Here is a 14,474-nt window from a genome sequence, read left to right on the forward strand (position 1 = left end):
AAGTCAAGGAGTAAGATATGACACTATCAGTTGTAGTCCCATGTTTTAATGAAGAAGAATCGATTCCATTGTTTTATAGGGAGATGGAGCGGGTTCGGATGGAGATGGGAGAAAAGTTTGAATATATTTTTATAAACGACGGTTCGTCAGATCGGACACTATCTGTTCTTCGAAAGTTGCATCTTGAAGATCCAAATGTGCACTATCTTTCTTTTTCTCGTAATTTTGGAAAAGAAGCGGCATTGTATGCCGGGCTTGAGCGTGCCAAGGGTGAATTTGTAACTGTTATGGATGTGGATCTTCAGGATCCTCCAGAACTACTGATCGAAATGAAACAGAAGTTGGATCAACAGCCAGATTTGGACTGCGTCGGTACACGACGAGTAACTCGGGAAGGTGAACCCCCGATTCGCTCATTCTTTGCACGCATGTTTTATAAATTGATCAATCATATTAGCCAAGTAGAAATGGTAGATGGCGCGCGTGATTTCCGTTTGATGCGACGTCCCATGGTCGATGCGATTCTAGAGTTATCAGAATACAATCGCTTTTCTAAGGGGATTTTCGCCTGGGTTGGATTTGAGACGGAATACCTCGAATATAAGAATGTAGAGCGGGTAGCAGGAGAGACTTCTTGGAATTTTTGGTCCCTTTTCAAATACTCTATTGAAGGGATTGTAAACTTTTCGGATGCTCCACTAAACATTGCCTTTATTGGTGGACTCCTATCTTGGATCTTAGCTTTTATCATGGTGATTTTGATTGTGATACGTACCTTAGTCTTTGGGGATCCAACTTCTGGATGGCCTTCATTAATGACTGTGATTCTTTTCCTAGGAGGATTCCAATTACTTACCATTGGGATTCTAGGGAAATATATCGGTAAGATCTTCATGGAAACCAAAAAACGTCCAATCTATGTTATTAAAGAGAAAAGTGAAGAATGAAGAATATCATTAGTTTGAAAGTTACTGCCAAGCAAAAGATAGATACATTTTACGAGGGAGTTGATAGACTCCTAGAAAGAATATATCAGTTAGATACGATAAAAGTGATACGCAGTCATATCGACCAATTTGTCAATACTTTCAATCAAATCAGCAATAAGATGATCTATTTATTATTAACAACGTATTCGGACATCTTTACCTTTGTATCTTTTAATCTAATCAATTTTCAAAGTCGTTCATATGACTATGTGTTTCATTTAACTCGAATTGTCGGCTTAGCAGAATCGATTGAACACTGGGATTTACTCCCTAATCTGAATTTTTTATTTGCCTTTGGTGCGGGATACGCTTCGCCCATGTTTTATGGCAATTGGCAGTTTTATCCATCTGCCATTGTTTATATGATGACCAACGATGGGAATTTTTCCTATTCTATATTTGCCTTTTTGATTACTCTTTGTACATGCCTATCGAGTTATATTGTAGTTTCAAAAATAGTAAAAAATAAGGTGACTGGTATAGTAGCAGCCTTAACCATTCCATGTTATTACACTTTATTTGGATTTGGAATGACCATGGTAATACCACTCGTCCCTATTCTGATTTACTCTATTTATCGTGTACTCTACTTAAACAAAAAGAACCCTCTCTATTTAGGGATCGTAGTAGCGCTTTTGATTCAAACTCATATTTTATCAACGATTATATTAGCTATCTTTTCTGGGGTATTTTTGTTATTAAATTATAAAAAGCTCACACTTGAAAAAATCATCTCCTTTGTATTTTCAATCTTGTTTGCTTTATGTTTGTCAGCAGGATACATTTTTCAATATCTTGAACAGGTTTCATCGCAAAAATTTTTCTTCACTTGGGTAGCGAGGAGTTTTCCTGTTAATGTGAAAGATACATTTTTTGCTCCATTCCCATTTCAGGCAGATAGATATGGCTTTTATAAACCTTTCACACCATTAGAGTGGCCAATCCATCAATTCGTACGAGATGGGCTATTTTATGCAAGCATGGTGGTGATCTTATTCTATCGCCGCCTAGGAAGTTTAAGTAAGACCGTGTTTTGGACTTGTTGGATCTTATATCTTTCTGCAACGAGTCTTCTGCCTTGGCATTCCATATTGAAATACACTTTTTTAGGGAGTATGCAGTATTCAGGACGTCTATTGTTTTTTATTCCCCTCTTGTTCCTATTCTTTCTTGCATTTACAAATAGAAACGGTTTCTTATCTATTGTCTTCTGCATCTTGAGCTTAACTTTCTATTTCAATCAAGTTGTCCCTCAATTTGATTCATCCTCAAAATATTACAAACAGATGCGTGAGGATAACATAAAGAATGAGAAGTTACTAAAATCTGTTTACAAAGGAGACAAATCGAAATATATCGATCCTGTAGGTGATGAATACTACAACCTTGATATTAATAATCAAGATGTACGCTTGCCTCAATTTACAGAATTTAAAACTGAAAAAGGCGTAAAAATATCAAATATTAAAAAGAAATACAACATTTTAGAATTTGATATCATGCTTTCTGATGATAAAAATGAAAGTACCATTTCGATACCGCTTATTTGGTACAAAGGATACCGTGCGGAGTATTCTAAAGGTGCTGAAGGATCGCAACCTATGCTGAGCCAGCGTTCTTTTACTGAGTCGGAGTTAAAACAAAATAAAAAATCTCGTAAACCAGCAGTTCCTGAAAAAACATTAAATAACGGGAAAATTCATCTATCCATTAGAAATTCAGGTCACGTAAAAGTTTCATATCATAAGACTTTTCTTCAGTATCTTGGTTTCTTTATTGAATGGATTTCCTGGATATTTGTATTCTTAATTTTTAAGAAAAAGTACTCAAAAAATAGGGAACAATTCTCATCCTAAAAAGCAGAAGTTTTCTGCTTTTTTTGCTATAATGATAGGGAAAAAGCAATTGAAAGGAATTTACCATGATTTTAATTACAGGTGCAAATGGGCAACTTGGAACTGAGCTGCGCCATTTGTTAGATGAACGAAATGAAGAATATGTAGCCGTCGATGTGGCGGAAATGGACATCACAAATGCAGAGAAAGTAGATGAAGTATTTGCGGAAGTGAAGCCGACCTTGGTCTACCATTGTGCTGCCTATACCGCAGTTGATGCAGCAGAAGATGAAGGAAAAGAATTGGATTACGCCATCAACGTGACAGGTACGGAAAATGTAGCAAAAGCGTCTGAAAAACACGGTGCAACCTTGGTTTATATCTCGACCGACTACGTTTTTGATGGGAATAAGCCAGTTGGTCAAGAATGGGAAGTGGATGATCAGCCAAATCCTCAAACAGAATATGGTCGGACTAAACGTATGGGGGAAGAGCTAGTTGAGAAACATGTTTCCAACTATTACATCATTCGTACAGCTTGGGTCTTTGGTAACTACGGTAAGAACTTTGTTTTCACGATGCAAAACCTTGCTAAAACTCACAAGACGCTTACAGTCGTTAATGACCAACATGGTCGTCCAACTTGGACACGTACGTTAGCAGAGTTTATGACCTATCTAGCTGAAAACCGTAAGGAATATGGTTATTACCACTTGTCTAATGATGCGGCAGAAGATACAACTTGGTATGACTTTGCAGTTGAAATCCTCAAAGATACGGATGTTGAAGTGAAGCCAGTGGATTCTAGCCAATTTCCAGCTAAGGCAAAACGTCCGTTTAACTCAACGATGAGTTTGACAAAAGCGAAGTCCACAGGATTCGTTATTCCAACCTGGAAGGATGCTCTAAAAGAGTTTTATAAACAAGAAGTGAAATAAGTGTAAATAGAATGCGGCCCTAGGGTCGCTTTTCTGTTTGGATTAGGCAAAAAGCCTAGAAAATGGTATAATTGAATAGATTGTAAATTGTTAGAAAGGGAATCATATGCAACATGTTTTTATTATCGGAAGTCGTGGGCTTCCGGCTCAATATGGCGGTTTTGAGACTTTTGTGGACCAATTGGTTTCCCATCAAGTGTCTCCAGCTATCCAGTACCATGTTGCCTGCCTTTCTAATGATCAAGCCTATCATCATTTTGATTACAAGGGTGTCGATTGTTTTACCATTAAAGCACCGAAACTTGGGCCTGCACGCGTCATTGCCTATGACATGATGGCCATCAACTATGCTTTGAAGGTCATCAAGAAGCAGGGAGTTGAAAAACCTATTTTTTATGTTTTGGGCAATACCATTGGGGCCTTCGTGGCACCTTTTGCGCGCAAGATCCATAAGATGGGTGGCCAATTCTATATCAATCCAGATGGACTGGAGTGGAAGCGGGCCAAGTGGGCCAAACCGATCCAAACCTATCTCAAGTATTCTGAAAAAATCATGACGCGCCATGCGGATTTGGTGATTTCTGACAATCCAGGGATCGAGTCCTATATCAAGGAAGCCTATCCCTGGTCCAAGACAACTTATATTGCTTATGGAACGGACTTGTCTCCGACCAGCCTGACCACTCAGGATAGGAAAGTCAGAGAACTTTATCAGGAGTGGCAGACACAAGAGAAAAGCTATTACTTAATTTTGGGTCGCTTTGTTCCGGAAAACAATTACGAGACCGCCATTCGTGAATTTATGGCCTCTTCTACCAAGCGGGATTTGATCATCATTTGTAACCATGAAGGTAATCCTTATTTTGAAGAGCTTCGAGCTCGAACGGGCTTTGATCAGGATCCACGCGTCAAGTTTGTAGGAACGGTTTATGATCAAGACCTATTGAAGTATATCCGTAAAGAAGCCTTCGCCTATATTCATGGTCATGAAGTGGGCGGGACCAATCCGGGCCTCTTAGAAGCACTTGCCCAGACGGATCTCAATTTGGTTCTTGGAGTTTCCTTTAACCAAACGGTCGCAAAGGATACAGCCCAATATTGGACCAAAGAGACAGGGAATTTAGCCCATTTGATTGGCCAGGTCGATTCTTTAGAAGATGCATCTGAATGGGGGCGGCTAGCCAAAGCTAATATGAAGCAAAACTTTACCTGGGAAAAAATTGTAGGTGAGTACGAGGAATTATTCTTATCATGAAAGTAAATATCTTGCTGTCCACCTACAATGGTGAGCAGTATCTAAAAGAGCAGGTCAAAAGTATTCAAGACCAGACCTATCAGGACTGGCGACTCTTGATCCGGGATGATGGGTCGACAGATGGTACAGTAGAAATCATTCAGGAGCTAGTAGCTCAGGATGAGCGTATTCGCTTTATCAATCAAGGTGCCATCGAAAATTTGGGTGTTATCAAGAGTTTTCACACACTCTTAAAATATGAAAAAGCTGATCTTTATTGCTTTAGTGATCAAGATGATGTCTGGCTTCCGGAAAAGATTGCCCTACAAGTCGAAGAAGCCGAGAAGCATCCTCAAGAGGAGCCTTTGCTAGTCTACACAGATTTAAAAGTGGTCGATGAAAACTTGAATGTGCAACATGAAAGTATGATTCGCACCCAATCTGATCATGCCAATACGGAACTCATTCAAGAGCTGACGGAAAATACGGTAACTGGTGGAGTTGCCATGATTAACCATGCGCTGGCTGACTTATGGACAGGTCAAGAAAAGCATGCGCTTCTCATGCATGATTGGTACTTGGCCTTGTTGGCAGCTGCCTTTGGGAAGCTCATCTATATCGATCAGCCAACGGAGTTGTACCGTCAGCACAGTAGCAATGTTTTAGGAGCTCGTACCCTTAGAAAACGGGTCAAGAATTGGGTTCGTCCTCATGTCCTTTTTGCTAAGTATTGGAATCTCATCGAATCTAGTCAAGAACAAGCGAAAAATCTATTGGATCTGCCTATCAGTTCCCAAAATAAAGAAATTATTGAAAACTTTGTGACCATTATGGATGTTCCACTAAAAGAACGTCTGAGACGGATTCGTCAGTATGGTTACCGTAAGAATCGAGCCTTCCACACCTTTGTGTTTACCAGCTTGATTCTGACAAAGTTTGCATATCGAGGTAAAAAATAATGTTTGACGTTTTTAGTCAGAAAAATCGAATTTTATTACGAGAGTTAATTAAAACAGACTTTAAATTACGCTACCAAGGGTCAGCGATTGGTTATCTTTGGTCCATTTTAAAGCCATTGATGACCTTTAGTATCATGTATATTGTCTTCATCCGATTCTTACGCTTGGGTGGAGATGTACCCCATTTCCCAGTTGCTCTCTTGTTGGCCAATGTAGTCTGGGGATTCTTCTCAGAAGCGACCTCCATGGGGATGGTGTCGATCGTTAGTCGAGGTGATCTGTTGCGGAAGTTAAACTTCTCCAAACATATCATTGTCCTGTCCGCGATTTCAGGAGCAGCGATTAACTTTGTCATTAACCTTGTTGTCGTCTTGATTTTTTCATTCTTTAATGGGGTGACATTCTCTTGGACAGCCTTGATGGTGATTCCGCTCTTTCTTGAGTTATTCTTGATGGCGACAGGATGTGCATTGATCTTAGCAACATTTTTTGTCCGTTTCCGTGACCTAGGTCAAGTCTGGGAAGTACTCTTGCAAGCGGGTTTGTATGCGACGCCAATTATCTACCCGATTACCTTTATCGCAGATCGCAATCCATGGGCGGCTAAGTTGGTCATGATGAATCCTCTGGCTCAGATCATTCAAGACATGCGTTATTTCTTGATTGATAAGGCTAACACCCCTGTATGGCTTTTGGTGGAGAATAAGTTCTTGGTATTGATTCCTTATGTCTTGCCAATTCTTATTTTTATCGCTGGCTTTGCTTACTTTAACAAACATGCTAAGAAATTTGCGGAGATTCTCTAATGACTGATAAACAAATTGCAGTAAAAGTAGACCATGTCAGCAAGTACTTTAAGTTGCCAACAGAGGCAACCAACAGCCTTCGGACTGCCCTGGTCAATCGTTTCAAAGGAATCAAAGGCTATAAAGAACAACATGTTCTTAAGGATATTTCTTTTGAAGTAGAAAAAGGAGATTTTTTCGGGATCCTAGGAAGAAATGGTTCTGGAAAGTCTACTCTCTTAAAAATTATTTCTGAAATTTATGTACCTGAAAAAGGATCTGTCACAATCGATGGGAAACTAGTATCCTTTATCGAACTTGGCGTCGGCTTCAATCCAGAGTTGACTGGTCGTGAAAATGTCTATATGAATGGAGCTATGCTAGGCTTCTCTACAGCTGAAATTGATGCCATGTATGATGACATCGTAGACTTTGCCGAGTTGCATGACTTCATGAACCAAAAGCTTAAGAACTATTCATCCGGGATGCAAGTTCGTCTGGCCTTTTCGGTTGCGATTAAGGCCCAAGGTGATATCTTGATTTTGGATGAGGTCCTTGCAGTAGGAGACGAGGCCTTCCAGCGCAAGTGTAATGATTACTTCCAAGAACGGAAGAAATCAGGAAAAACCACTATCTTGGTTACCCATGATATGGGAGCTGTCAAGAAATATTGTAACAAGGCTGTTTTGATTGAAAATGGTTTGGTGAAGGCAATTGGTAGTCCAGAAAATGTAGCTAACCAGTATAGTTTTGATAATACAGCCCCTTTGCAACAGGGAGGAGAAGCTGGTGGAGCTGGTAAACCCAACCAGGAAGAACAAGTCTTGGTTGAAAACTTTCAGCTTCAATTGTTAAGTTCAAACAAGTTACGTCCCCAAGATTCGATTCAGTTCCAAATCGATTTTGATGTTCGTGAAGATATTCAGACCTATATCGCACTGTCGTTAACAGATATCGATCGGAATATTTGGATCTATAATGATAATTCTATGGATCAACTGATGAGTGGGGCTGGACATAAAACAGTTCATTACACTTGTTCCCTTCCAACGGTGAATGACTTGAAAATGAAGTTAGAAGTGACAGTAAGGGATGCTGAAGGGCAGATGCTGGCCTTTTCAGATGCTACGCAAACCCCACTAATTTTTATCAATCGAGATGATATCGATTTGGATGATAAATCAGCAATGGATGCAGCAAGTGGCTTAATCCAACGCAATGGAACATGGTCAATGACTGACTAGACTGAGGGAGATATGGAAACGACGCCTTTTGTTTCGATTATTTGTACAGTTTTTAATAAAGAACCCTGGCTAAAGAAGACGATCGATAGCTTCTTAGCACAAAAAACAGAGTTTCTTTTTGAAATTATTTTAGTGGATGATGCCTCAACTGATGGATCTCGTAAAATCATAGCAGATTATCAGGCTAGCCATCCTGATTTGATTCGTGCTTTTTATCAGGACGAAAATCTTGGGATTGCCAAAACCTGGGTAACAATCTGTAAGGAAGCGCGTGGGCAATACATTGCTCGCTGTGACGGAGATGATTTTTGGATTGATCCTTTAAAACTTCAGAAGCAAGTTGACTTATTAGCCAGCAAACCTGACTGCAAATGGTCTAATACCGATTTTGATATCTATGATGAGCATGGTAATTTTGTTTCTAAGGCTGGCTTTGCTAACCAGACGATTCCATTAGCAGATACCTACGAAAAAATGCTTGCGACTAGAGGCTTTACCATGGCATCGACCTGGTTAGTAGATCGAGATTTGATGATAGAAGTCAATCAAGAGTTGGATCTTACGACATCAGACGATACCTTCAATCTACAACTGGAGCTCTTTCAACGGACTTCTTTAGCCTATCTGAATGAAGCAACAGTCGCCTATACTATAAACCAAGGATCGGATTCTCGTCCTTGCGATTTTAGAAAATTGGAACGACGTTTCCATAAGCTACTGCAAACTCAATTAACCTATCTTGATAAATATCCAAATGCAGATTTTAAAGAGATGACAAAAATTCTCTTAGATCGCACTAATACTTACGAGATTCGGTTATCTAAACCAATGGACTCTCTTTCACATATTGGGATGGAATCTGTTACGATTTATTTCGGAGATGAAGAAAACACCTATTCGGAAGATCGTACCATGACCAAACTGCTTCAAAAAGAAGATAATTTCATCATCGATATTCCGAAAGGAACGTCGGTCATTCGAGTGGATCTTTCAGAACGTCCTAGTTACTACTCTGAGGTTGAATTGAAAGATACAAGTGGGAAGCTTATTCACCCAGTCTATACGAATGGTGTCATCTCTGAAGGTTATTATCTATTTAGCGAGCCTGATCCACAACTGATCTATGATGTTGAGCCAGAAGAGGCATACCAACTAAACTATAAGATGATTTCTTTGGATAATCCCTCCGAACCGGATTATATTGGGAAGGTTTTTGCTGCTGAAATGTTAGACTGTCAAAATAGATTGAAAAATCTTGAATCAGAGTTAGAAGCTACGAAAGAAGCATATAATACAGTCATCCATTCTCGCCGTTGGACCATTCCAACAAAGATTTTAAAATTCTTAAGAATAAGGAAATAATATGCAACGTTTACTTTTATATGTCCACTTCAATAAATTTAACTTTATCAGTGGACATGTACTCTACCAATTAGAAAAAATTCACCCCTTGTATTCACGAGTGGTATTTATCTCTAATAGTCAGTTACCAGAAGATGTGAAGTCTAATTTAGTAGAACAGCAACTGGTAGATGATATTCTAGAACGTCAAAATACTGGTTTTGACTTTGCGGCTTGGCGGGACGGAATGAAGACAGTAGGCTTTGATCAACTGACTCAGTTTGATTCTGTTACCCTCATGAATGATACTTGCTTTGGCCCTCTTTGGGATTTAGAGCCAATCTATCAAAACTTTGAGAATGATGATAAGGTTGATTTCTGGGGAATGACCAATTACCGGAAAGACAAGGATTTTAATGAGCATATTCAGAGTTATTATCTTAGCTTTAAAAAACAGGTTATTGAATCAAGTGCTTTCCATGAATTTTGGCAGGGTGTTCAAGACTTTACCAATGTTCAAGATGTCATTGATAACTACGAGACTAAGGTGACAACGAATTTCTTGGATGCTGGTTTTCGCTATAAAACTGTCTTTCATACCATCCATGAAGATACAACAGGGATGCTCTATCCAGATTTTTCTTACTACAATCCTACAGCCATTCTCAAACATAAGGTTCCTTTTATCAAGGTCAAAACCATTGCAAATAATGAAGGAATCATGCCCTATATTTTTGATGAATTGGAGCGTGTATCGGACTATCCGTTGGATTTGATTATCAACCACATGTCTATGATTGATCGTCCGGACTATCCTTATCTCTTGTCTCGTAAGTACTTGAAAAACCGAGAATTGGCTGGAGATTTTGATAAAAAAGTTGCGGTCCATCTCCATGTCTTTTATGTAGACCTTTTGGAAGAATTTCTAGATGCTTTCCAAGCTTTTCATTTTGCTTATGACCTATGGATTACAACAGATGTAGAAGAGAAGAAGCAGGCTATTGAGCAAATTCTTTCCAATCGGGCTCAAGTTGCAACGGTTGTGGTGACTGGAAATATTGGACGAGATGTGTTACCCATGCTGCTCTTAAAAGAGCAACTCTCTCGCTATGATTATGTCGGCCATTTCCATACCAAGAAATCCAAAGAAGCAGATTTTTGGGCGGGTGAATCCTGGCGGAAAGAATTGATCGAGATGTTGGTTAACCCTGCAGATCAAATTGTTGCCAATATGGAGGCCAATCCAAAAGTCGGAATCACCATCGCAGATATTCCAACCTTCTTCCGCTACAATCGAATTGTGGTTGCCTGGAACGAGGCCTTAATCTCACCAGAGATGAACAAGCTCTGGCAACGGATGGGAGCGACTAAGAGTATTGATTTCAAGAATCTCAATACCTTTGTCATGAGTTATGGGACTTTTGTTTGGTTTAAGTATGATGCTTTGAAACCACTCTTTGATTTGAATTTGACAGCAGCAGATGTTCCAGCTGAACCTCTTCCTCAAAATTCGATCCTTCATGCGATTGAACGCTTATTAGTCTATATTGCTTGGGATCAAAAATATGACTTTAGGATTTCCCAAAATCCACACGTTCTCACACCATTTATCGATAATAAGCAATTGAACAATCGTGAGGATCTCCAACCACATACCTTCGTGGACTTTAATCAAATCGGTGGGATTAAAGGAGCCTTAAAGTATATCGTGATTGGTCCAGCAAGAGCTGTGAAATATATAGTGAAAAGAATTATTAAGAAAGTGAAATAATGAAACGGAAAAAGAAGTTTAATTTTTATACGTTTTTAAAAAACTTGAAATCCAAAATTTCGAGGACTCAATTTTATTATGCAATCACCTTTGTCTTATTTTTCTTTTTGAATTTTTACTTAGCACAAAATAATTTAGCCATACATAACAAAGCGACAGGGACTGTACTTAAGTACGTTAACCATTTGGGATTATTATTTGGAATTAGTTTTTTATTGTTAATTGTATTAATGTCACAATTTAACTTTAAAAAATGGTTTCCTCTGAAATTACTGATTAGTTACTTAATTTATAATGTACTTTCTTATATTACGGAAATCTCTCTGTTTCTAAACAATCCCAAATATAAGGTTTGGAACTTTCAAAAAAATCCATTTTTTAGAACGGATTCCTTTGTAGTTATTGGTACTCTATTTTTATTAACAACGATTCTTGTTCTATATAGGTATCATTCTGATGGATTATTTTCTAGAAAAAAAGATTTAGAAGAAATAAAAGATAACTATCAATACGTTATACTGTCGCAGATTTTAATAAGTTTTATTGTTACAGATAAAAATTTTTCATTATTAGTTTACCGAACAGATAGCTTCTTGTATAAAGCACTAGAAATTGGTAAATATTCTGCTCAACAGTTTTGGCTGACAAATGAATTTTTAATGCTTGCTTTTCCGATTCTTTCCATATTTGGTTTTTTCTATACAAAAGGCCAAAGAGATTTCGTGAAAAATAAACCCAGTTTATCATTAGCATTTTTCTCAAGTGTAACCATTGCAATCGTTCTAAATTATTTTTTCCAATTTAGTTTAGGAAGAACAGAACCATTTTTAGGGATACATTTTACAATCCCAGATGCGATCTTGTTCCAGATTTTAGTGCTGACAGCAATCATCTTATTTGTCTATATTGTTATCAACCAGTATTGGATAGCCTCTTGTTTGATTTTGCTGGTATCTGTATCTTTTGTCATTGCGAATTTTATTAAATTTGGGATGAGAAATGAGCCAGTTCTACCAAGTGATTTAAATTGGTTATCCAAGCCAGTTACCTTACTCAGTTTTGTTGATACTTCTCAAATAATATATACAATTGGTGGATTAGTAGCCATTGTGCTTCTTTCTCTTCTTGGAATGAGGTACTTTTTCAAAGGTAAAATTATTTCTTCTTGGAAAGTACAAGTTCCACTTGTATTGTCAATGCTTCTTTTATTTATACATGTAACATCTGTTTTTTCTGATAAAGAAAACGGGAAAATAAAATCGAATGTTCCGATTATTAGTACCCTCAATAATTATCAAGATATCGATTGGTTAGGGAACACCTCCAACGCTCGCTATAAAGGACTTACATACGTTTGGATGAACCAATTGACAACGGAAGTTATTCAGAAGCCAGAAGGTTATTCAAAAGATCGTATGGCTAAGATTGAAGCGAAGTACAATGAAGTAGCGAATGGTATAAATAAGGAGAGACAAAACTATTTAAATGATCAAACTGTTATTTATGTCTTAAGCGAAAGTTTTTCAGATCCGAGAAAAATTGAAGGAGTTGAATTAACTCAAAATCCAATTCCTAATATTGAGAACGTTATGCGTAACCATACGAGTGGCCAAATGCAATCAGATGGCTATGGTGGTGGAACGGCCAATATGGAATTTCAAACATTGACTGGTCTACCTTTCTATAATATTTCTCAAACAGTATCCGTTTTGTATACAGAAGTATTTCCAAAAATTCATGATGTTCCTTCAATTAGTAATTCTTATGAAACAAAGAACAAAATCGCCATTCACCTCGCAGAGAAGTCAAATTATTCTAGAGATATCGTTTATTCTCGACTAGATTTTAAGGATTTTATCACGACGAATACAAAGGGAATCAAATATAGAAAAGAAGGGATTAGTCCAAGTGACGAATCTACCTACGATATAGTGCTAGAAAACATAACTCCTCAAAAAGGCCAATTCTTTTCAGTAATGACTATGCAGAATCATTCGCCTTGGTTAGAGGCTAATCCAGAAACTTTGGATGCAAAAGGAGTTGGATTTAGTGATGAGGAGAACTCTAAATTAACCTTCTACAGTCGTCTACTATACCAAACTGACAGTGCCACCCAAGATTTCCTAGAAAAGCTATCCAAAATCGATAAAAAGATTACAGTTGTCTTTTACGGAGATCATTTGCCTGGTTTGTATCCAGAATCTGCCTTTAAGAACTATCCAGAAGGTCAATACCAAACAGACTACTTTATTTGGAGTAATTTCGATGCTCCGAAGTTGGACTATCCTTTAGTCAATTCAAGTGATTTCTCTGCTATGGTCTTTGAACAGACCAACTCTAAAGTCTCACCTTACTATGCTCTCTTGACTGAGGTTTTGAAGAAAGCAAGTGTTGATAAAAAAGCTTTAGAAGGAGAAGCCAAAGAGATTGCTGAAGATATGAAGATGGTCGAGTATGATTTAATCAGTGGCAAAGGCTATCTATCCCAATCTTTCTTCGAGGTACCATCGGCGAAAAATTAATGGAAAGAGACCAGCTTTTATCAATCAGTCGTTTAGTTATTTGATTGCTAAAATTATTAAAAATAGAACAGGCTTTCCTGTTCTATTTTTGTTGATTTTATGCTAAACTAGTAGGAGGGGGTTCCGGATATGATTAAGATTTTTGGGAAAATCCGATACCATTGGCAGCCTGATTTATCCATGCTGATTACCTATTGGTCCTTATCGGTTATACCCGTCTTTATTGGATTAGCTCTGATGTATGAGAGTTCCAGTATCCCAACGGTGGTACTCTTTTCATTCTTTCTCTTTATGGCCTTGCTGGCTGTAGGAGTGCATCGTTATTTTACGATTTATGATGATGGGATTTTACGTATTATCACGGCGAATCCGTTAACTCCTATAAAAGTTCCGATTTCATCGATTGAAAAAGTGGAAGTCACAAAGAATTCCATCAAGTTGATTTTCAACGATGGATCAAGAAGTCGGACTTTCTGTATGCGTAAGTGGCCCAAAAAATACTTTATTAATGCTTTGGCCTTGAACGATTATTTCAAGGGTGAGATTGAGTTGACTGATAACTTCATCCATGTGGACTATTATCAACTCTACTATGCTAATAATGAAAAAAGTTCTTAATCTTTGATAAGAGCTCGGGTCGGACAATTTTTGATGGCTTCTAGGACAGTAGCATCTTGGACAATTTCTTTTTCTAAGAGATCTTCTTCAGATGAAAATTTGACAATACCATTGTCATGGTAGTCAAATAGGTCAGAGTAAGTTTGACAGAGCCCGCAGGCGATACAACGATCAGGTATTAGAGTAACTTTCATACTAATATTGTAATGATTTTTAGAGGAAAATACAAGGAGGAAGT

At 38.0% G+C, this 14,474-nt stretch carries 12 protein-coding genes; 11 read left to right on the top strand and 1 reads right to left on the bottom strand.

Going from position 1 to position 14,474, the window contains the following annotated elements:
* Positions 1–17 precede the first annotated feature (17 nt).
* The 11 genes from D7D50_RS06910 to D7D50_RS06960 all read left to right on the top strand — a co-directional run bounded on the left by D7D50_RS06910 (position 18) and on the right by D7D50_RS06960 (position 14,236).
* Entirely contained in the window at positions 18–947 is a 930-nt protein-coding gene (locus D7D50_RS06910) for a glycosyltransferase family 2 protein (protein WP_120701827.1), read from the top strand.
* On the top strand, positions 944–2,845 hold the full coding sequence (locus tag D7D50_RS06915) for a hypothetical protein (RefSeq protein ID WP_120701828.1): 1,902 nt from the start codon (positions 944–946) through the stop codon (positions 2,843–2,845). The genes D7D50_RS06910 and D7D50_RS06915 overlap by 4 nt, the downstream gene beginning before the upstream one ends.
* A gap of 65 nt (positions 2,846–2,910) precedes the next feature.
* On the top strand, positions 2,911–3,762 hold the full coding sequence (rfbD, locus tag D7D50_RS06920; RefSeq protein WP_120701829.1) for a dTDP-4-dehydrorhamnose reductase: 852 nt from the start codon (positions 2,911–2,913) through the stop codon (positions 3,760–3,762).
* 106 nt (positions 3,763–3,868) lie between these two features.
* Positions 3,869–5,017 carry a beta 1-4 rhamnosyltransferase Cps2T gene (gene cps2T, locus D7D50_RS06925; RefSeq protein WP_120701830.1) on the top strand — a complete coding sequence of 383 codons (1,149 nt, stop codon included), beginning with the start codon at positions 3,869–3,871 and terminating at the stop codon, positions 5,015–5,017.
* Positions 5,014–5,955 carry a glycosyltransferase family 2 protein gene (locus D7D50_RS06930; RefSeq protein WP_120701831.1) on the top strand — a complete coding sequence of 314 codons (942 nt, stop codon included), beginning with the start codon at positions 5,014–5,016 and terminating at the stop codon, positions 5,953–5,955. The genes cps2T and D7D50_RS06930 overlap by 4 nt, the downstream gene beginning before the upstream one ends.
* Positions 5,955–6,761 (top strand): ABC transporter permease, encoded by an 807-nt coding sequence (locus tag D7D50_RS06935; RefSeq protein ID WP_120701832.1) that lies wholly within the window; start codon positions 5,955–5,957, stop codon positions 6,759–6,761. The genes D7D50_RS06930 and D7D50_RS06935 overlap by 1 nt, the downstream gene beginning before the upstream one ends.
* A complete protein-coding gene (locus D7D50_RS06940; RefSeq protein WP_120701833.1) occupies positions 6,761–7,984 on the top strand; it encodes an ABC transporter ATP-binding protein in 1,224 nt (407 codons plus the stop codon). Before D7D50_RS06935 ends, D7D50_RS06940 begins: the two co-directional genes overlap by 1 nt.
* A 12-nt stretch (positions 7,985–7,996) precedes the next feature.
* Entirely contained in the window at positions 7,997–9,346 is a 1,350-nt protein-coding gene (locus D7D50_RS06945) for a glycosyltransferase (protein ID WP_120701834.1), read from the top strand.
* Position 9,347: 1 nt separating this feature from the next.
* Positions 9,348–11,096, top strand: a complete 1,749-nt coding sequence (locus D7D50_RS06950; RefSeq protein WP_120701835.1) for a rhamnan synthesis F family protein — start codon at positions 9,348–9,350, stop codon at positions 11,094–11,096.
* Positions 11,096–13,618 carry an LTA synthase family protein gene (locus tag D7D50_RS06955; RefSeq protein WP_120701836.1) on the top strand — a complete coding sequence of 841 codons (2,523 nt, stop codon included), beginning with the start codon at positions 11,096–11,098 and terminating at the stop codon, positions 13,616–13,618. The genes D7D50_RS06950 and D7D50_RS06955 overlap by 1 nt, the downstream gene beginning before the upstream one ends.
* A gap of 129 nt (positions 13,619–13,747) precedes the next feature.
* A complete protein-coding gene (locus D7D50_RS06960) occupies positions 13,748–14,236 on the top strand; it encodes an EbsA family protein (protein WP_120701837.1) in 489 nt (162 codons plus the stop codon).
* Here D7D50_RS06960 and D7D50_RS06965 read toward each other — a convergent pair.
* Entirely contained in the window at positions 14,233–14,430 is a 198-nt protein-coding gene (locus tag D7D50_RS06965; RefSeq protein ID WP_162614525.1) for a ferredoxin, read from the bottom strand. The two genes, D7D50_RS06960 and D7D50_RS06965, sit on opposite strands and share 4 nt — an antisense overlap.
* Positions 14,431–14,474: the final 44 nt, after the last annotated feature.

This window comes from Streptococcus koreensis (genome assembly GCF_003627135.1).
In the GTDB taxonomy this organism is placed as follows: Bacteria; Bacillota; Bacilli; order Lactobacillales; family Streptococcaceae; genus Streptococcus; species Streptococcus ilei.

Coding starts and splice junctions, on each gene's coding strand:
- D7D50_RS06910 (WP_120701827.1), top strand. CDS start 18: ATGACACTATCAGTTGTAGTCCCATGTTTTAATGAAGAAGAATCGATT.
- D7D50_RS06915 (WP_120701828.1), top strand. CDS start 944: ATGAAGAATATCATTAGTTTGAAAGTTACTGCCAAGCAAAAGATAGAT.
- rfbD (WP_120701829.1), top strand. CDS start 2,911: ATGATTTTAATTACAGGTGCAAATGGGCAACTTGGAACTGAGCTGCGC.
- cps2T (WP_120701830.1), top strand. CDS start 3,869: ATGCAACATGTTTTTATTATCGGAAGTCGTGGGCTTCCGGCTCAATAT.
- D7D50_RS06930 (WP_120701831.1), top strand. CDS start 5,014: ATGAAAGTAAATATCTTGCTGTCCACCTACAATGGTGAGCAGTATCTA.
- D7D50_RS06935 (WP_120701832.1), top strand. CDS start 5,955: ATGTTTGACGTTTTTAGTCAGAAAAATCGAATTTTATTACGAGAGTTA.
- D7D50_RS06940 (WP_120701833.1), top strand. CDS start 6,761: ATGACTGATAAACAAATTGCAGTAAAAGTAGACCATGTCAGCAAGTAC.
- D7D50_RS06945 (WP_120701834.1), top strand. CDS start 7,997: ATGGAAACGACGCCTTTTGTTTCGATTATTTGTACAGTTTTTAATAAA.
- D7D50_RS06950 (WP_120701835.1), top strand. CDS start 9,348: ATGCAACGTTTACTTTTATATGTCCACTTCAATAAATTTAACTTTATC.
- D7D50_RS06955 (WP_120701836.1), top strand. CDS start 11,096: ATGAAACGGAAAAAGAAGTTTAATTTTTATACGTTTTTAAAAAACTTG.
- D7D50_RS06960 (WP_120701837.1), top strand. CDS start 13,748: ATGATTAAGATTTTTGGGAAAATCCGATACCATTGGCAGCCTGATTTA.
- D7D50_RS06965 (WP_162614525.1), bottom strand. CDS start 14,430: ATGAAAGTTACTCTAATACCTGATCGTTGTATCGCCTGCGGGCTCTGT.